Here is a 17695-nt window from a genome sequence, read left to right on the forward strand (position 1 = left end):
GCCTATCCTTTCTCCTTCCAGGAAAAGAACCAAGAAGTCGCGAACATCACAGCCGAGCAGGCGAACATTCCGGCACTCGTCCCGGCTTGATTTACCGCCGGGAAAACAACCCCCGCAATGAACGCCAGGACCGCCAGAACCGGAAAGACCCTCGCATTACTCCGGGCCTCGCTCATTTATTTCATCCTCTCGGAAAAGTGAACTGATAGCCTGCGAATGGCGCTACCGGCCGGGAATCCGGCCGGTAGCGCCTATTGATGGGAAACTCAAGGGCTTCCGCCTCGCCTGGCGCGTCGCCGCAGGTCAGCAGCTTGACGGCGAGAACCGCAAGAGTTTCCCATCAATAACTACGCCAGATCGGCGTTTTTTCCTGGATTACCACCATCGAGAGGACCAGCTCCTCTTTCGGTGGGAACGCGGCGTGTACCTGGCGTGCCGTCCGCTGCCCGGCCGCCATCTACGCAGAGCTGACTTGAGGCCCCACCTGCCGACGGAGCCGAGTGCGGCGCCACCGCCGCCGTAACCAGCGGCTCCGGAGATAGCCGCCCACATGATCTGGCTCCTGCTCGACCTCCGGTCTCCGGCCCATTGAGCACCGGCACTCGCCAGGCCTCCGGCGGCTACGGCGCAGACTGCCGCCGCTGTGCCGAAAGTGACGATTCCGCAGCCAGCTCCTGCCAAACCTCCGGCGATCCATACGCGGTTCCGCTTGACCCATCTGCCGACACCACTGCGCTTGACCGCTTGGGGCGGGCCAGCTTCTTGCCGTCGACCGTGACGGTCTCGGAGACGACGGTGGTGGTGGAGTTGGTCAGCCCGTCCAGCAGGGTGCTGGAGACCTGCCAGGTGGTGGCGGCCGCATCCGGCTTGGTGAACTCCGTCACCGTGCCCTCGGTGTCGGACAGGGTGAAGGTTCCGGTCACACTGCCCGTGAGGGAGACCGGCAGGGCGCCGTCGTTGCGCTCGATCCGCGGACCGGCGCCATCCTTGCCCTGGTCTCGACACCGTCGTACGACCCCTCGGTGTTCGTCGGCTCATCGTCAGAGCACGCCGATGCCTGGAAGAAGTTGCAGGCCGACAAGAACGACCCGCTGCTCAACCGGGCGTTGCGGGAGACCTGTCCGCCGGGATCCACGTTGAAGGTGGTCACCGCGGCCGCGGTGCTGGAGAACGACCTGTACACGTCCGTCGAGGACCCGACCGACACCCCGGAACCCTGGACCCTGCCCGAGACCACCACCCGACTGAACAACCAAGGAGACGTCCCCTGCGAGAATGCGTCGCTGAAGGCGGCCCTGCAGCACTCCTGCAACACGGTCTTCGCCAAGATCGGCTCCGACCTCGGCAGCGACAGGACGCTCGCGCAGGCGGAGGAGTTCGGCTTCGGCTCCGAACATCTGGTGCCTCTCCGCGCGAACTCGTCGGTCTACCCCGCGAAGACGAACCGCTCGCAGAACGCCCTCAGCGCGATCGGGCAGTACAACACCCGGGCCACTCCGCTCCAGATGGCGATGGTGGCAGCGGCGGTCGCGAATGACGGCACATTGATGCGCCCGTACTTGGTACGGGCGGCCCCCACCGACAGCCAGGCCACCGAACCGAAGGTGTTGAGCCATCCGATGTCCGAAGCCACCGCTCGCAAGCTGCAGCAGATGATGCGGGCCGTGGTCGACAGCGGTACCGGCACCGATGCCGCGATCACCGACGTCGAGGTCGGGGGCAAACCGGGCGTGGCTCAGACGGGCACTGGCAACAGCGAGAGCCCGTACTCATGGTTCATTTCCTACGCGAAGGCGGAGTCCGCCGAGAGCGCGTCGGTCGCGGTTGCCGCCGTCGTGCAGGACGCCGAGCCCGACCGAGCGGCCGCGCCCATCGCGCGGAAGGTGATGGAAGCGGTTCTGGACGAGTAGGCCGTCGCTAGGAGCCAAGCTGTGACCGCAGCCACTCCTCCACCTCACCGACATGCGCCGCCGCGGCCACCCGCGCCGCCTCCGGATCGCGGGCCGCCAACGCGCGGTGGATCGCCGCGTGTTCGCGGCGCGTGCGTTCGAACGCACCCTCCTCCTGGTAGCCGCGCCAGACGCGGGCCCGGAAGGTGCGTGAGGACAGGCCCTCCAGGATGGCGGCCATCGTGTCGTTGCCCGCGGCCACCGCGATCTCACGGTGGAAGGCCAGATCGTGGGCGAGGATCTCCTCGGGGTCGTCGGTGGCGTTCATCGCCTTCAGATGCTTCTCGACCTCGGCGAGCTGCTCGGGCGTGATCCGCGCGGCGGCCAGCGCGGTCGCCGTCGACTCCAGGATGCGGCGCACCTCCAGCAGTTCCACCAGACGCGGGCCCCGGGACAGATCGGCGACCACACCGAAGGTCTCCAGGAGGTCGCCCGCCTCCAACTGCGTGACGTAGATGCCCGAGCCGTGCCGGGCCTCCAGTACGCCCATCACGGTGAGCGCGCGGATCGCCTCGCGCATCGAGCTGCGGGAGATACCGAGTCGGGCCGCGAGGTCCCGCTCGGTCGGCAGCCGCTGGCCCGGCTCAAGACGCCCGTCCGCGATCAGCGCCTTGATCTGCTCGATGGCGCGCTGTGTCACGGTTCCCTTCTGGGGGGCCGTCTCCTCGTCCACGCCATTCCTCCACTCACCGCATGCGGCGAAGTGTATCCAGCGAAGTGGTCGGACCACTGGGGGCAGAGATCTGGGCAGTCTGCCGCCAGAGGGTGTTCTGCCATGTGAATGGTCTGATAAGTATGCGGACGTCTGCTCGTACACCCTCGACGAGGAGCCGCCAGTCGCACACGCGCCGCGCCCAGGACCGAACCCCGCAAGGCCCCCCGCCATCGACCGAAAGGCCTTCCGTGCCCCCGACCTCTGCCCGCATCACCGCGGTAGACACCTACGACATCCGCTTCCCCACCTCGCGCGAGCTCGACGGCTCCGACGCGATGAACCCGGACCCCGACTACTCGGCGGCCTACGTCGTGCTGCGCACCGACGCACCCGACGGGCACGAGGGGCACGGATTCAGCTTCACCATCGGGCGGGGCAACGAGGTCCAGGTCGCCGCGATCGACGCGCTGCGCGGGCATGTGGTGGGACGGCCCGTCGACGAACTGTGCGCCGATCCGGGGACGTTGAACCGCGACCTGATCGGCGACAGCCAACTGCGCTGGCTGGGCCCCGAGAAGGGCGTGATGCACATGGCGATCGGGGCGGTCGTCAACGCCGTATGGGATCTGGCCGCCAAGCGCGCCGCCAAGCCGCTGTGGCGGCTCCTCGCCGACGCCGAACCCGAGTGGATCGTCCGCCAGATCGACTTCCGGTACCTCACCGACGCGCTGACGCCCGAGGAAGCGCTGGAGATCCTGCGCCGGGGCCGGGCGGGTGCCGAGGAGCGCAGGAGCCATCTGCTACGACGCGGCTACCCCGCCTACACCACCTCCGCCGGCTGGCTCGGCTACGACGACGAGAAGCTCACCCGGCTCGCCGCCGAGGCCGTCGCCGACGGCTTCCGGCAGATCAAGCTGAAGGTGGGCGCCGACCTGGCCGACGACGTACGGCGCTGCCGCGTCGCCCGCGCGGTCGTCGGCCCGGACATCCGCCTCGCGATCGACGCCAACCAGCGCTGGGACGTCGACGAGGCCATCCGCTGGACCCGGGCCCTCGCCGAGTTCGACCCGTACTGGATCGAGGAACCCACCAGCCCCGACGACGTCCTGGGCCACGCGGCGATCCGCAAGCAGGTCGCCCCGGTGAAGGTCGCCACCGGCGAACACGTCCAGAACCGGGTCGTGTTCAAGCAGCTCCTCCAGGCCGGCGCCCTGGACATCGTCCAGATCGACGCGGCCCGCGTCGGAGGCGTCAACGAGAACCTCGCCATCCTGCTGCTGGCGGCCAAGTTCGGCGTGCCGGTCTGCCCGCACGCGGGCGGGGTCGGACTGTGCGAACTCGTCCAGCACCTCTCGATGTTCGACTACGCGGCGGTCACCGGGACCACCGAGAACCGGGTCATCGAATACGTCGACCATCTGCACGACCACTTCCTCGACCCCGTGGTCGTCCGCGAGGGTCACTACACGGCACCCACCGCGCCGGGCTTCTCGGCCGCCATGCGGCCCGAGTCGATCGCGCGGTACACCTTCCCGGACGGCGCCTTCTGGGCGGCGGACCTCCAGACGCAGAAGAAGGGGCACACGGCATGACCGACTTCGAGGGTCTCAAGGCCCTGGTGACGGGGGGCGCCTCCGGAATCGGCCGGGCCACGGCGGAACTTCTCGCGGCGCGCGGCGCCCAGGTCGCCGTCCTCGACCTCGACCCGTCCTCGGTCGGCAAACCACTGCGCGCGTACCGCGCCGACGTCACCGACGACACCGAGGTACGGCAAGCGGTCGCCGCCGCCGTCGCCGACCTCGGCGCTCTGGACGTGCTGATCAACAACGCGGGCATCGGCGCCCAGGGCACCGTCGAGGACAACGACGACACCGAATGGCACCGCGTCCTGGACGTCAACGTCGTCGGCATGGTCCGCACGGCCCGCGCCGCCCTCCCGCACCTGCGCCGGTCGCGGCACGCGGCGATCGTCAACACCTGTTCGATCGCCGCCACCGCGGGTCTGCCGCAGCGGGCGCTGTACAGCGCGACCAAGGGCGCGGTGTATGCGTTGACCCTCGCCATGGCCGCCGACCACGTCCGCGAGGGCATCCGCGTCAACTGCGTCAACCCCGGTACGGCGGACACCCCGTGGATCGGCCGCCTGCTCTCCAAGGCGCCCGACCCGGCCGCCGAACGCGCTGCCCTGGAGGCCCGCCAGCCCTCCGGCCGCCTGGTCTCGGCCGCCGAAGTCGCGGGCGCCATCGCCTACTTGGCGAGCCCGCAGTCCGGCGCCACCACCGGCACCGCCCTTGCGGTCGACGGCGGTATGCAGGGCCTGCGCCTGCGGCCGGTGGAGCGGTGACCCGGCTCGGCTTGGGCGCCGCCGCCCTCGGCAACCTCTACACCGAGGTCACCGAGGAGCAGGCGTACGAGGCGGTCGTCGCCGCCTGGGAGTGCGGCATCCGCGACTTCGACACGGCCCCGCACTACGGCCTCGGCCTCTCCGAGCGCCGCCTGGGCGCCGCCCTGCGCGAGCGGCCGCGCGGGGAGTACACGATCTCGACGAAGGTGGGCCGCCGACTGGAGGCGTCGGACGCGGGCGGCGACGACCTGGCCCACGGCTTCGCCGTCCCCGCCACCCACCGCCGGGTGTGGGACTTCACCGAGGACGGCATACGACGCACCCTGGACGCCAGTCTGGAACGGCTCGGCCTCGACCGCGTGGACATCGTCTACCTCCACGACCCCGACGACCATGCCGAGGTGGCCTTCCGCGAGGGCTATCCGGCGCTGGAGAAGCTCCGCTCCGAGGGCGTGGTCGGCGCGACAGGCGCCGGCATGAACCAGGCGGAGATGCTGACCCGCTTTGTTCGTGACACCGACGTCGACGTGGTGCTGTGCGCCGGCCGCTACACCCTGCTCGACCGGAGCGCGCTCACCGAACTGCTCCCCGTCGCCGAGGAACGGGGCGTATCGGTGGTCATCGGCGGGCCCTTCAACTCCGGGCTCCTGGCGGACCCGGGGCCGGGATCGACGTACAACTACGCCCAAGCGCCTGCGGGGTTGACCGACCGGGCCCTGCGCATGAAGGAGATCGCCGAGCGCCACGGCATCACCCTGCGCGCCGCCGCCCTGGCCTTCTGCGCGGCCCATCCGGCGGTGACCGGCGTCCTGGTGGGCGCCCGTTCGGCCGCCGAAGTCCACGACTGCGCCGCTCAGTTCGCCACCCCGATACCGGCCGCCTTCTGGCGGGATCTCCGGGAGGAGCCGTCATGAGGGTCGCCCTGCACACCAAGGTCCGCGCGGACCGCATCGCCGACTACGAGGCCGCCCACCGCGAGGTCCCGGCCGAGCTCACGGCCGCCATCCGGGCCGCGGGTGCGAGGTCCCGGGCGATCTGGCGCAGCGGTACCGACCTCTTCCATCTCCTGGAGTGCGAGGACTATGCCGCTCTCCTCGCCGAGCTGGAGAAACTCACGGTCAACGTGGCCTGGCAGGCACACATGGCCGAGCTGCTGGACGTCGTGCACGACTACTCCGGCGAGGATGCGGAGGCCGGTCTGCCCGTCGTATGGGAGCTGCCATGACGGTCGACGCACACGTCCATGTCTGGGACCTGTCCGTACGCGACCAGGACTGGATCGGCCGGAACAGCCCGATCCGACGCGACTTCACGGTCGCCGACCTGGCACCCCGGGCGCGCGCGGCCGGGGTCGACCGGGCGGTCCTCGTCCAGACCGTCACCGTGCGGGAGGAGACCCCGGAGTTCCTCGCCCTTGCCGACGAACACGACCTCATCGCCGGGGTGGTGGGCTGGACCGACCTGACCGGCCCGGATGTCGCCGAGGAGCTGGCCCGCCTGCGGGAACTCCCCGGTGGGCGGTACCTCAAGGGCATCCGCCACCAGGTCCAGGGGGAGGCGGATCCGCGGTGGCTGCTGCGGGCGGACGTACGCCGAGGTCTGGCCGCCGTCGCCGAGGCGGGGCTGGTCTACGACCTCGTGGTCCTGCCCCACCAGCTCCCCGCCTGCGCCAAGGCCGCCGCCGCCCTCCCCGAACTCACCTTCGTTCTCGACCACTTGGGCAAGCCGCTCGTCGCTTCCGGCGCCCTGGAGCCCTGGGCCACCGACATCCGCGCCCTGGCCGCGCTGCCCAACACGGTCTGCAAGCTCTCCGGCCTGCTCACCGAGGCCGACCCCGCATCCTGGACCGTCGACGGCCTGCGCCCGTTCGCCGACACCGTGCTCGACGCCTTCGGCCCGGACCGGCTGATGTTCGGCTCGGACTGGCCGGTGTGCACCCAGGTCGCCTCCTACGGCGAAGTCCTCGCCATCACACGGGAGTGGGCAGACGCCGACGAGATCTTCCACGGCACCGCGGTCCGCGTCTACGACCTCTGAGCCACACCCGCCAGCCGCGTCGGCGGCATGTACTCCCGCACATACGTCCGCTCCCAGCACGCGCCCGTCTCCCGCAGCTCGCGCCAGGTCGTGTAGCGGTAGCGGAAGAGGCGGGCGCGGATGTAGCGGGGCGGGGCGTCGGGCGGGAAGGGGGAGTGGCGCAGGAGCTTGAGGGTGGCAGGGTCGTTCTCCAGGAGGCGCTCCACCAGAGCGCCGAACCAGGAACCGGCGTAGGCCGGGGACAGCGCGGCGAACCACATCATCCAGTCCAGCCGCAGGTGGTACGGCGCGAACTGCCGGGGCCAGTGCCGGGGATCGCCGGGCTTGCCCTTGAACTCGTACTCCCGCCAGTCGGAGTCCTCGCGCGGTACGTCCTCGTCCGTGCCCTCGACGACCACCTCGTAGCGGACACGGCTCACGCTGCCGAACGCGCCGTAGGTGTTGACCAGATGGAGCGGGTCGAAGGAGCGGTTCATCACCTGACGGCGGGAGATCATGTTGCGGACCGGGCGGTAGCTGAGGGCGAGGAGCAGGGCGGAGACCGCGAGGACCACGGCCTGGTACCAGACGGGCGCGTCGGGGACCGAGGAGGGTGCCGCGTCCGGGAGGCGGAGCGCCGACACCGCCAGCACGATGGTGATCCAGTTCAGCCAGGAGAAGTTGCCCGACAGCACCAGCCACAGCTGGGTGAGGATCATCAGGGACGCGGCGGCGGTCGCGACGGGCTGCGGGGTGAACAGCAGGAACGGCACGACGAGTTGGGTGAAGTGGTTGGCGGCCACCTCGGCGCGGTGCAGCGGCCGGGGGAGATGGTGGAAGAACCAGCTCAGCGGGCCGGGCATCGGCTGGGTCTCGTGGTGGTGGTCCAGGCAGGTGAGCTTTCGCCAGCACTCGTCGCCCCGCATCTTGATCAGGCCCGCCCCGAACTCGACGCGGAACAGGATCCAGCGCAGCAGGAACAGCACGACGATCGGCGGGGCCACCTCGTCGTTGCCGAGGAGGACGGCGAGGAAGCCCACCTCCAGCAGCAGGGACTCCCAGCCGAAGGAGTACCAGGTCTGACCGACGTTGACGATGGAGAGGTAGAGCACCCAGGGCACCAGCCACAGCACCATGCCGGCCCACAGCGGGAGCAGTCCGTCCAGCCCCGCGAGCAGTGCCGCCGACACCGCGCAGCCCGACCAGGCGCACACCGCGAAGAGACGGTCCGAGTAGCGGAAGTGGAACAGGCTCGGCGCCGCCCTGAACGGCACCCGCGCCAGATAGCGCGGGACGGGCAGCATGCCCCGCTCGCCGATGAGCGCACGGAACTGGAGCGCCGCCGTCAGGAAGGCGACGAGGTACACCCCGGCCAGGGCCCGCTGGAAGACCAGTCGGCTCAGCCAGTACTCGGGTGCGGTGAACCACTCCACGGCCTGCGCTCCTTCGTCCATTGTCCCGCCGACAGCCCTCGCTGCCTGGTCACTCTCTGTATATCTCCGGTTGCGTAACCCATGCGGGTGAAGCAGACAATAGTCACGAACTGCCCCATAAGAGGCGGGAGAACGTGGTGCGAACACCTACCGGAACCCTGGTCACGGCCTGCGCGCTCGCTACGGCGCTCCTGGTCACCGGCTGCGGCTCGGAGAACGACAAGGGCACGGCGGCGAGCGGGGAAGTCTTCCTCCAGCCGGTCGCGGCACAGGGACCCGATCCCTTCACGGACTCCACAGCCACCTCCACGGCTACCCAGCCGCCCGTCACCCGAACGCCGCAGTCCACCCCGACGGCCGACGGTGTGCGCTCCTACCTCGGCTCCACGCCCGGCCTCTACGGCGGTACCGAACGCGTCGGCAGCTGCGATGTGAACCGGCAGATCGGCTACCTGACCGCCGACCAGGGCAAGGCACGCGCCTTCGCCGGGGCCGCCGGCATCTCCCAGGCCGGGATCCCGGACTATCTGCGCGGTCTCGCCCCGGTCGTGCTGCGCGCCGACACCCGGGTCACCAACCACGGGTACCGCGACGGGCGGGCGACCACCTACCAGGCCGTCCTCCAGGCCGGCACCGCCGTCCTCGTCGACAACCGGGGCGTGCCGCGGGTGCGCTGCGCCTGCGGCAACCCCATCGAGCCGCCCGTGGCGACGCAGGGCAGCCCCGCCACCAGCGGCCGCGCGTGGTCCGGCTATCGGCCGGCCCAGGTCATCGTGGTGACTCCGGCGCCCCAGGTGATCACCAGCATCACGATCATCAACATCGTCAACAACACCTGGATCGAACGGCGGATCGGGCACGAGGTCGATTACGACCGGCCCGTGCCCCGTCCGGAACCGCTGAAGCCGACACCCAGCACTCCGAGTCCGGACGACAGCCTGTCCCCGGACGACGAGAGCACCGAGCCCTCCGACGAGCGCACCGGCTCCACCACGCCCGAGGGCACGCCGACGGAGTGTGTGACCCCCACGGTCACGGTCACGCCCGGTGCCACCGAGGACGTACCGACGCAACCGCCGACACCGACGGACTGCCCCACCGCCACCGTCACGGCCACCCCGCCGACGACCGAGCCGGAAAGCCCGCTCGTGCCCACGGAGGAGGACACCGGGACCGAGTCGACGCCGCCCGACTCCGGCGGCACCGTGCCCGACCAGCCGGACACCTCCCTCGACTCCTCGGACGAGATCGGCCCCGGCGCCGTGCCGGACACGCCCGACGTGCCGGACGGCGGCGGGCTGATCCCCGACGATCCCGAGGAGCGGTCCGCCTCGGGCAGCATCTTCGGCAGCCCGACGGATGTCTTCGACAGCTGACGGCGCGCTCCCCGGTCAACCGCCCCCAGTCGAAGAATCGGACAAATCCTGGCAAGGTGGGCCCATGGTTGATCGGGGAGCGAGCGCCCTGTCACTCCCGGACGACTGGCCCGCCCACCCGGATCCGATCCTGGCGCTCAACCGCATGGGCAGCTTCGACTGGGACCTGGACACCGGCCTGTTCCACATGGACGCCCAGGCCCACGAGGTCTTCGACCTGCGCCCCGACGAGTACGACGGCCACCCCGAGAGCCTCGCCGTCCGGGTCCCCCGGCCGGAGGGGTACCGCCTGGACGCCCTGGTTGCCCAGGCGATGAAGGACGGCAGCGAGAACTACGGCGCCTACTTCCGTATCCGCCGCCGCGACGGCTCCCTGCGCTGGACCCACACCCAGGGCTACATCCGGCGCGACGAGACGGGCCGCCCGCGCCGCATCATCGGCATCGTCCGGGACGCCACCGAGGAGCTGAGCGAGAGCGCGGCACGCCGGGACCAGGCCCAGTTGGACGAGGCGCGCCGCCGGCAGACGAACGTCGTCGAGCTGACCACCGCCGCCCTCGCGCACGCCCGCACGGTCCAGGACGTCATCGACGTCCTCAAGGACACCCACGGCCTCACCCATCTGGGCGCCACCAGCCTGGTCATGGGACTGGTCGAGGCCGGCCGTATCCGGCTGATCGCCGAGGGCCCGGCGGGCAGCTTCGTGCCCGGCACCCGGGTCACCCGGATCGACGAGCCGTACCCGATGAGCGAGGTCGTACGGACCCTCACCCCGCGGTTCATCGAGTCACCGGAGGAGTTCGCGGACGGCTACCCCGTGCTGTGGCCGCACATCACCGACCTGGACATCACCTCGGCCGCCTATCTGCCGCTGATCGCCCAGGCCCGCCCGATCGGCGCCATGGGCCTGCTCTACAGCGACCGGCGAGGCTTCTCCGCCGAGGAGCGCAACGTCTTGGTCGCCCTCGGCAGCAGCATCGCGCAGAGCCTGCAACGGGCCATGTTCTACGAGCAGGAGAAGGACCTGGCCACCGGCCTCCAGCAGGCCATGCTGCCGCGCACCATCCCCAGTGTCCCCGGCGCCGACGTCGCCGTCCGCTATCGGGCCGGCACCGCCGCCGGCACCCTCGGCCGGGACATCGGCGGCGACTGGTACGACCTGATCCCGCTGCCCGGCGGCCGGGTCGGCGCGGTCATCGGCGACGTCCAGGGCCATGACACCCACGCCGCCGCCGTCATGGGTCAACTCCGCATCGTGCTGCGCGCCTACGCCGCCGAGGGGCACACCCCCGCCACAGTGATGGCCCGCGCCTCCGTCTTCCTCCACGAGCTGGACACCGACCGCTTCGCGACCTGCCTGTACGCCGAGGCCGACCTGTCCACCGGCGTGGTGCAGGCGGTGCGCGCCGGGCACATCGACCCGCTCGTACGGCAGCCCGACGGCACCTGTCGGCGGGTCGCCATGGAGGGCGGTCTTCCGCTCGGCCTCTCCGCCGAGTTCGGGCGCCTGGAGTACCCGGTGCGCACCCTCGAACTCGACCCCGGGCACACGCTGCTGCTGTGCACCGACGGCCTGGTGGAACAGCCCGGCTTCGACCTCGACGAAGGCATGCAGACGCTCACGGCCCTGGTCGCCGACGGCCCCGACGACGTGCGCAAACTCGCCGACCGGCTGATCGAGGTCGCCGAAGAGCGCGGAGGCGACGACGACGTGGCGCTGCTTCTGCTGCGGCGCCGGGGCCTGGACGCCCCGCAGGCCGGCGGACGGCTCCAGCAGCATGTGGCGCCCGGCGACCCCGAGGCCCTCACCCAGGCCCGGCACATGATCCGGGCCGCCGTGCGCGCCTGGGGCTCCGGCGAGCGGGCCGACGAGATCGAACTGGTCGCCGACGAGCTGATCACCAACGCCCTGATGCACACCGAGGGCTCCGCGATCGTCACCCTGCGGGTCCTGACCGGCGCCGGCCGGCGGCTGCGCGTGGAGGTGGAGGACTCATCCAGCGCCCTGCCCCGGCGCCGCGAGGCGGGCGCCGACGGGGTCTCCGGACGCGGGCTGCTCCTGGTCGAGCTGCTCACCGACGTGTGGGGGGTGGAGGCGCGCGGCGGGGGCAAGGCGGTGTGGTGCGAGTTCATGGTCCCGGGGCGGAACTGAGCCGCCCCCGGTGGCACTCTGGACCTATGCCGGAACTCCCCGAGGTCGAAGCACTCAAGGACTTCCTCACCGAGCACCTGGTCGGCCACGAGATCGTCCGGGTACTGCCCGTCGCGATCAGCGTCCTGAAGACGTACGACCCACCGCCGGCCGCCGTCGAGGGCCGCCAGGTCACCGCGGTGCACCGGCACGGCAAGTTCCTGGACCTCACGACGGCGGACGGCCCCCACCTGATCACGCACCTCGCCCGCGCGGGCTGGCTGCACTGGAAGGACCGCCTCCCCGACGGCCCGCCCAAACCCGGCAAGGGCCCGCTGGCCCTGCGGGTGGCCCTGGAGACCGGCGAGGGCTTCGACCTGACCGAGGCGGGCACCCAGAAACGGCTGGCGGTCTACGTCGTCCAGGACCCGCAGGAGGTCCCCGGCATCGCCCGACTCGGCCCCGACCCGCTGGCCGACGACTTCGACGAAGCCCGCCTCGCGGCCCTCCTGAAGGACGAGCGCCGCCAGATCAAGGGGGCCCTGCGGGACCAGAGCCTGATCGCCGGCGTCGGAAACGCCTACAGCGACGAGATCCTGCACGCGGCGAAGATGTCCCCGTTCAAGCTGGCCGCGAAGCTGACCCCGGAGGAGACCAGCACCCTCTACCAGGCCCTGCGCACCACCCTGACGGAGGCGGTTGAGCGCTCCCGGGGGCTTGCGGCGGGCCGTCTGAAGGCGGAGAAGAAGAGCGGACTGCGTGTCCACGGCCGCACCGGCGAACACTGCCCGGTCTGCGGCGACACCATCCGCGAGGTCTCCTTCAGCGACTCCTCCCTCCAGTACTGCCCGACCTGCCAGACCGGCGGCAAGCCCCTGGCGGACCGGCGGCTGTCCCGGCTGCTCAAGTAGCCCGAGAGGCCCGTCAGTTGGCGCGCGGCCACCACTCGAACATGAGGATCGTCGCATCGTCGCGCAGCCGGTTGCTCGGCGAGTCGATGATCGAGTGGATGAGACGGCGCAGCGTCTCCGGCGCCAGCTCGCCCGCCGCGGTGGCCCGGATGACGTAGTCGGCGAACCGCTCCAGGCCGAACTCGCCGCCGTCCGCGGCACGCGCCTCGGTGACGCCGTCGGTGTACATGAGCACCCGGTCGCCGGGTTCGAGGGCGATCTCGTGGGTCTGGCGCGGCTTCACGGCGAACTGGCCCGGCAGGCCCATCGGCGGATCGGCCTCGTGCTCCATGGCGTCCACGAGCAGCCGCCCGCCACGGATCAACAGCGGTACGGGATGCCCGCAGTTGCTCCAGCGCAGCATGCCGCTCTCCAGGTCGAGCTGGGCGAGGATGCCGGTGCAGAACTGGTCCGGGAGCCACTGCGCCAGCGCGTCGTCCACACACGAGACCAGCTCCGGCAGATCCGCCCCGGTGCGCCGCGCGTTGCGGAAGGCGGCGAGCGAGACGGCGGTGGTCAGCCCGGAGGCGAGGTTGTGGCCCATGGCGTCCAGCACCGCGGTGTGCAGGGTCGTCTCGGTGAGCGAGTGGTCGAAGGCGTCGCCGCCGATCTCGTAGGCGGGCTCCAGCACTCCGGTGGACACCACGTGCGAGGTACCGATCGTGCGCGGCGGCAGGAAGGCGCGGAGCATCTCGGCGGGCAGCTGCATCGGCTCGGAGCGGGTGCGCCGTACGAAGGAGTCCTTGTACGCCCGCTTGGACGTGATCATCATGGCCAGGAGGGCGGCGAGGGTCCGGCCGCGGCGCAGGGTGCGCGGGGTCAGGGACGGCGAGTGCACCGCCAGGACGCCGAGCCGCTCCGCGCCGTCGACCAGGGGAAACCAGACCGTCAGACCGCCGCTCTCGAACTCCTCCACGCGCAGGGACTGCGTCCGGTACGTCCAGCCCGCGAGCGAGCCGTCGATCCGGAGCGCCGAGGCCACATCGGTCAGCGGGACGAGCTGGTGTTGCTGGAGGTCGGCGAGATAGACCACGGAGTGCTGCAGGCCCAGGGCCTTGGAGCAGCGGGCCACGGCGGTGGACAGGTCAAGCGAGGCGTTCGCCGGATCGGCGAGGAACTCCTCCAGCGGACCGTCGCCGGCGTCGGGCGTCCCCACCTGCTCTCTCCCCTCGTCGGGACCGGGCCTGGTCGAGTGCGTCCCCAGCAGTGTCACACCGGTGCCCTGGGCCCGCCCGCCGACAGGGGCGGACGGGTCAGGCGGAGGGAAGGGTCACCAGACGTTCCCCGTCCGAGGTGCGCAGCTCGTAGCGGTCGATCTCGTCGGCGCGGAAGGCGGCGGCGCCCATCATGGTGTTCTCGCGGGCGTCGTGCCGGCCCACCGTCCAGCTGGTGACCATCTGCTCCGAGCCGTCGCGGCCGACGGCGATCAGACGGCAGGAGCGGGGGCCCGCGCCGTCCTTGACCTTCAGTTCGACCTGGGTGCCCCATGGCTCGTTCTCGGCGGTCACCTGGGCCCACACCCCGGAGCGCTCGTCGGTGGCCGAGACCCGTCGCACCGTCGAGTCGCCGTCCGTCGCCATCATCGCGATCCCCGGTGCGGCCAGCGCCACGGCCGCCGACGCGGCCAGCCCGAACAGCAGGCGCCTGCGGCCCGTACGGTTGCGTCCCGCGACCTCGCCCAGCAGGCGGTCCAGCAGACGGGGGCCCGGTTTGGCCATCGGGTGCACGGAGCGGGGAGTTGCCCGCCGGTACAGCATCAACTGCCGGGTCGCGGGCCCGAACTCCGTCACGTGTGCCGCGCAACTGGGGCACTCCATGAGGTGATCCTCGAAGCGGAAGGCGTCCGCCTCGTCCAGCACGCCGAGCGCGTACGCGGCGACGTCGCGATGCCTCTCCAGGGACCTCATGCGAATCCTCGTGCCGTTGGGTGTGGGGTGGGTTACTCCTTGCTCCCACCCGTACGCACCGGACAGCCGAATCACTCAAGGCACACCCAGAATCACCAACCTTGGGATTCGGAGCGGCCAGGGCGGCGGATTGGTCCCGTTCCGGAAAAAGTTTCCGGACGGCGTCGCCTTCGAACCTCCGCCTAGACCCGTACTTAGCAGGTCACCCGATCGTGAAGACCAAGCGGTCGTAGCTGATCGCTCGCCGGTCGGAACCGCAGCAGCGATGGCCGTCTCGGTCCGGCCCGGCCGGGATCGGACGCCGTGAGGCCGATGCGGAGAACCTTTTCGGCGACCTGCGAAGTACGGGCCTAGAACAGGTGGATCGCCAAGTGCCCCAGCGGCAGGCCCAGCTGCCACGCCGGCGTCCACACCTTCGGGCCCTCGTCCTCACCCCCGACCGCGCCGCCGCCCGGCACCGCGTTGAGATCCGGCGCGAGCAGCTCGGTCTCCTCCAGCCAGCGCCAGGCCGCCTCGGCGAGATCCAGGTCGGGCGCGGGGGCGCCGGACTCGATCGCCTCGGCGGCCAGCTTCGCCATGCGTTCGCGCACCCAGTCCTGCCACGGCTGGTCGTACGCCGTCAGCGACAGCCAGGTGTCGAGCTGGGACACGACCCGGATACCGGGGAGCTCACCCCCGGTGTCGGACAGGAAGATCGTCAGCGCGAGCGCGTCCCGCCCGGCGCGGAACTCGAAGGACGTCGGCGGCATCAGATCGCCGGTCCGCAGCAGCTCGTCGGCGATGTACTCGGCGTACAACCACGCCATGGGGACGGTGAGTTCACCACCGCCGGTGCCGTCCGTGCTCTCTTGGCCTCTGTGCAACATCCCTTCCTGCCTTCCTCCGGTGCGTACGCGTCGCCCGACCCGGGGCCCAAGCCAGGACCCCATCCGGAACACGGATGAAGACAGCCGATTACTCAACCATGGTCCACGGCAAGGCGCTTTACGGAGGTTTGACTCGGCTCACGGTTTCACCGCAGGTCGGCCGCGTATCCGGGAAGCACCCGGCGCAGGGCGCGCAGCGCGTAGTACGCGCGGGACTTCACGGTACCGGGCGGGATGCCGAGGGCCTGCGCGGCTTCCGCCACACTGGCCCCCTTGAAGTACACCAGCACCAGGACTTCACGGTGCTCCGGAGTGAGTGTCTTCACAGCCTCGCGCACATCGAGGGTCGCCGCCGCCCGCTCGGCATGATCGGCGCACACCCGGGCGTTCTCCAGGATCGCGTCGCCGACCTCGGCGGGCCGCGCCTGCCGGGCCCGGCGCGCGTCTATGGCGAGCCGCCGGCCGACGGTGAGCAGCCAGGGCCGAACGGAGTCGAAGTCGTCGGCGCGCAGGGCCTCGGGATGCTGCCAGGCGCGTACCAGGGTCTCCTGCACCAGATCCTCGGCGCGCTGCCGGTCTCCGTCGCAGAGCCTGAGCAGCAGCGCGAAGAGAGGCCGGCCGTGCTCGCGCTGCAGCGCGGCGAGCTCGTGCTCGGCGGTCGTCCCGTTGATGAGAGTGGTTCCGGCCGTCATGGCCGTATGGCATCGCAGGGCGCCGTTCGAGGACAGGCCGCGCACACGGATCTGCGGCGGACGGTCGATCGCGTCGACGAACGGTTCGACGAACGGTCCCGGCCACCGTTCCCGCGCGGCCGGACGGGCTAATGGGCGTGTCGGAACCATGTCCCGGTGTGTCGCGATTCTTACCTATTGATGCGTAAATACGACTACATCGGGGTGAGTGATGATCGCACGCAGTCGACAGGTGGCCCTGGCCCTCACGGCCCTCCTCGCCGCGGGCGCGGCCTGCCAGGCCGACCGGCAGGACTCCCCGGGGCATCCCGCCCCGTCCGCCACGGGCCCCCGCGGCTTCACCCTCGTCGCCTCCGGCGACGTCCTCCCGCACAGCTCGATCATCGACCGCGCCCGGTTCGACGCCGGCGGCAGGGGCTATGACTTCCGCCCCATGTTCGCCGGGGTGAAACCCCTCGTCACCCGCGCCGACCTGGCCCTGTGTCACATGGAGACGGTCTACGGGGAGAACGGCGACTACACCGGATACCCCGCCTTCAAATCGCCGCCCGAGGTCGCCGCGGGCCTCGCCGCCACCGGCTACGACGGCTGCTCCACCGCCTCCAACCACAGCCTCGACGACGGCGCCGACGGCATCCGCCGCACCCTGGACGCCCTCGACCGGGCCGGCGTACGGCACGCCGGATCCGCCCGCGCGGAGGCCGAGGCGCGCACGGTCACCGTGCTGCGCGCGGGTCAGGCACAGGTGGCGCACCTCGCCTACACCTACGACACCAACGGCTATCCACTCCCGCCCGGACAGCCCTGGGCCGTCAATCTCATCGACGAGGGCCGGATCCTCGCCGACGCCCGGGCCGCTCGCCGGGCGGGCGCCGACGTGGTCGTCGTATCGCTGCACTGGGGCACCGAATGGCAGGATGAGCCCGACCAGCGGCAGCTGACCCTGGCCCGCTCCCTCACCGCCGCCCGCACCGGCGACCGCCCCGCCGTCGACCTCATCCTCGGCACCCACGCCCACGTCCCGCAGGCCTACGAGAAGGTCAACGGCACCTGGGTCATCTACGGCATGGGGGACCAGATCGCCGGCCAGATGTACAACAACGACGGCAGCCCCGACCCGCGCGGGAACCAGTCCACGATCGGCCGCTTCACCTTCGCCCCGCCGAAGCGCCCCGGCGGACGCTGGGAGGTGGCCAAGGCCGAATTCGTCCCTCAGCTCTTCGACATCGACGCCGGGCGGGTGGTCAACCTCAACCGGGCGCTCGGACAGGGCGCCGACGTCAGGGGTGTGCGGGACCGGATCCGGGACGTGGTGTTCAGCCGGGGCGCGGACAAGGACGGGCTGGTGATGGGGGAGTAGGGGCCCCTTTGGAGCG

16 protein-coding genes and 1 pseudogene are annotated in these 17695 nt (G+C 70.9%); 10 read left to right on the forward strand and 7 right to left on the reverse strand.

What is annotated here, in order from left to right:
* Window positions 1–719: 719 nt before the first annotated feature.
* Window positions 720–935 (reverse strand): annotated as a pseudogene (locus RMT89_RS10915) (hypothetical protein); the annotation flags it as partial.
* A gap of 57 nt (window positions 936–992) precedes the next feature.
* Between RMT89_RS10915 and RMT89_RS10920 the strand changes: the two are divergent.
* On the forward strand, window positions 993–1910 hold the full coding sequence (locus RMT89_RS10920) for a penicillin-binding transpeptidase domain-containing protein (RefSeq protein ID WP_399497945.1): 918 nt from the start codon (window positions 993–995) through the stop codon (window positions 1908–1910).
* Between the two features lie 7 nt (window positions 1911–1917).
* On the opposite strand, the gene RMT89_RS10925 is transcribed toward RMT89_RS10920, so the two are convergent.
* Window positions 1918–2622, reverse strand: a complete 705-nt coding sequence (locus tag RMT89_RS10925; RefSeq protein ID WP_315883620.1) for a FadR/GntR family transcriptional regulator — start codon at window positions 2620–2622, stop codon at window positions 1918–1920.
* Window positions 2623–2852: 230 nt separating this feature from the next.
* Between RMT89_RS10925 and RMT89_RS10930 the strand changes: the two genes are divergently transcribed.
* Genes RMT89_RS10930 through RMT89_RS10950 form a run of 5 tightly spaced genes read left to right on the forward strand, consistent with a single transcriptional unit; the run spans window position 2853 to window position 6985 of the window.
* Window positions 2853–4196 (forward strand): L-fuconate dehydratase, encoded by a 1344-nt coding sequence (locus RMT89_RS10930; RefSeq protein WP_315883621.1) that lies wholly within the window; start codon window positions 2853–2855, stop codon window positions 4194–4196.
* Window positions 4193–4948, forward strand: coding sequence for an SDR family oxidoreductase (locus tag RMT89_RS10935; protein WP_315883622.1), 756 nt, complete (start codon window positions 4193–4195; stop codon window positions 4946–4948). Before RMT89_RS10930 ends, RMT89_RS10935 begins: the two co-directional genes overlap by 4 nt.
* Window positions 4945–5862 carry an aldo/keto reductase gene (locus RMT89_RS10940; RefSeq protein WP_315883623.1) on the forward strand — a complete coding sequence of 306 codons (918 nt, stop codon included), beginning with the start codon at window positions 4945–4947 and terminating at the stop codon, window positions 5860–5862. The genes RMT89_RS10935 and RMT89_RS10940 overlap by 4 nt, the downstream gene beginning before the upstream one ends.
* A complete protein-coding gene (locus RMT89_RS10945; protein WP_315883624.1) occupies window positions 5859–6173 on the forward strand; it encodes an L-rhamnose mutarotase in 315 nt (104 codons plus the stop codon). Before RMT89_RS10940 ends, RMT89_RS10945 begins: the two co-directional genes overlap by 4 nt.
* Window positions 6170–6985, forward strand: a complete 816-nt coding sequence (locus RMT89_RS10950) for an amidohydrolase family protein (protein WP_315883625.1) — start codon at window positions 6170–6172, stop codon at window positions 6983–6985. Before RMT89_RS10945 ends, RMT89_RS10950 begins: the two co-directional genes overlap by 4 nt.
* On the opposite strand, the gene RMT89_RS10955 is transcribed toward RMT89_RS10950, so the two are convergent.
* Window positions 6973–8397 (reverse strand): lipase maturation factor family protein, encoded by a 1425-nt coding sequence (locus tag RMT89_RS10955; RefSeq protein ID WP_315883626.1) that lies wholly within the window; start codon window positions 8395–8397, stop codon window positions 6973–6975. The genes RMT89_RS10950 and RMT89_RS10955 overlap by 13 nt on opposite strands.
* A 134-nt stretch (window positions 8398–8531) precedes the next feature.
* On the opposite strand from RMT89_RS10955, the gene RMT89_RS10960 reads away from it, so the two are divergent.
* From RMT89_RS10960 to RMT89_RS10970, 3 genes are all read left to right on the forward strand, one after another.
* Window positions 8532–9773 carry a DUF6777 domain-containing protein gene (locus RMT89_RS10960; protein ID WP_315883627.1) on the forward strand — a complete coding sequence of 414 codons (1242 nt, stop codon included), beginning with the start codon at window positions 8532–8534 and terminating at the stop codon, window positions 9771–9773.
* A gap of 64 nt (window positions 9774–9837) precedes the next feature.
* The gene (locus RMT89_RS10965) at window positions 9838–11925 is read left to right on the forward strand and encodes a SpoIIE family protein phosphatase (RefSeq protein WP_315883628.1); all 2088 of its coding nucleotides are present in this window, start codon (window positions 9838–9840) and stop codon (window positions 11923–11925) included.
* A 26-nt stretch (window positions 11926–11951) separates the two neighbouring features.
* Window positions 11952–12815: a DNA-formamidopyrimidine glycosylase family protein gene (locus RMT89_RS10970; RefSeq protein WP_315883629.1), complete on the forward strand. Its 864-nt coding sequence runs from the start codon at window positions 11952–11954 to the stop codon at window positions 12813–12815.
* 13 nt (window positions 12816–12828) lie between these two features.
* Here the strand turns inward: RMT89_RS10970 and RMT89_RS10975 are convergent, their stop codons facing one another.
* The 4 genes from RMT89_RS10975 to RMT89_RS10990 form a co-directional block, all read right to left on the reverse strand.
* Window positions 12829–14010 carry a SpoIIE family protein phosphatase gene (locus tag RMT89_RS10975; RefSeq protein WP_315883630.1) on the reverse strand — a complete coding sequence of 394 codons (1182 nt, stop codon included), beginning with the start codon at window positions 14008–14010 and terminating at the stop codon, window positions 12829–12831.
* 97 nt (window positions 14011–14107) lie between these two features.
* Window positions 14108–14761: a zf-HC2 domain-containing protein gene (locus RMT89_RS10980; protein WP_315883631.1), complete on the reverse strand. Its 654-nt coding sequence runs from the start codon at window positions 14759–14761 to the stop codon at window positions 14108–14110.
* A 350-nt stretch (window positions 14762–15111) separates the two neighbouring features.
* A complete protein-coding gene (locus RMT89_RS10985; RefSeq protein ID WP_315883632.1) occupies window positions 15112–15627 on the reverse strand; it encodes a hypothetical protein in 516 nt (171 codons plus the stop codon).
* 146 nt (window positions 15628–15773) lie between these two features.
* A complete protein-coding gene (locus RMT89_RS10990) occupies window positions 15774–16319 on the reverse strand; it encodes a sigma-70 family RNA polymerase sigma factor (RefSeq protein WP_315883700.1) in 546 nt (181 codons plus the stop codon).
* A 211-nt stretch (window positions 16320–16530) separates the two neighbouring features.
* On the opposite strand from RMT89_RS10990, the gene RMT89_RS10995 reads away from it, so the two are divergent.
* Entirely contained in the window at window positions 16531–17679 is a 1149-nt protein-coding gene (locus RMT89_RS10995; protein WP_315883633.1) for a CapA family protein, read from the forward strand.
* The last annotated feature ends 16 nt before the right edge of the window (window positions 17680–17695 follow it).

The sequence above is a fragment of the Streptomyces sp. P17 genome, from assembly GCF_032436805.1.
GTDB lineage: Bacteria > Actinomycetota > Actinomycetes > Streptomycetales > Streptomycetaceae > Streptomyces.

Bases quoted from the DNA above. Each gene is read 5' to 3' on its own strand.
- RMT89_RS10935 (WP_315883622.1), top strand. From the start codon at position 4,193: ATGACCGACTTCGAGGGTCTCAAGGCCCTGGTGACGGGGGGCGCCTCC.
- RMT89_RS10945 (WP_315883624.1), top strand. From the start codon at position 5,859: ATGAGGGTCGCCCTGCACACCAAGGTCCGCGCGGACCGCATCGCCGAC.
- RMT89_RS10950 (WP_315883625.1), top strand. From the start codon at position 6,170: ATGACGGTCGACGCACACGTCCATGTCTGGGACCTGTCCGTACGCGAC.
- RMT89_RS10965 (WP_315883628.1), top strand. From the start codon at position 9,838: ATGGTTGATCGGGGAGCGAGCGCCCTGTCACTCCCGGACGACTGGCCC.
- RMT89_RS10970 (WP_315883629.1), top strand. From the start codon at position 11,952: ATGCCGGAACTCCCCGAGGTCGAAGCACTCAAGGACTTCCTCACCGAG.
- RMT89_RS10980 (WP_315883631.1), bottom strand. From the start codon at position 14,761: ATGAGGTCCCTGGAGAGGCATCGCGACGTCGCCGCGTACGCGCTCGGC.
- RMT89_RS10985 (WP_315883632.1), bottom strand. From the start codon at position 15,627: ATGTTGCACAGAGGCCAAGAGAGCACGGACGGCACCGGCGGTGGTGAA.
- RMT89_RS10990 (WP_315883700.1), bottom strand. From the start codon at position 16,319: ATGACGGCCGGAACCACTCTCATCAACGGGACGACCGCCGAGCACGAG.
- RMT89_RS10995 (WP_315883633.1), top strand. From the start codon at position 16,531: ATGATCGCACGCAGTCGACAGGTGGCCCTGGCCCTCACGGCCCTCCTC.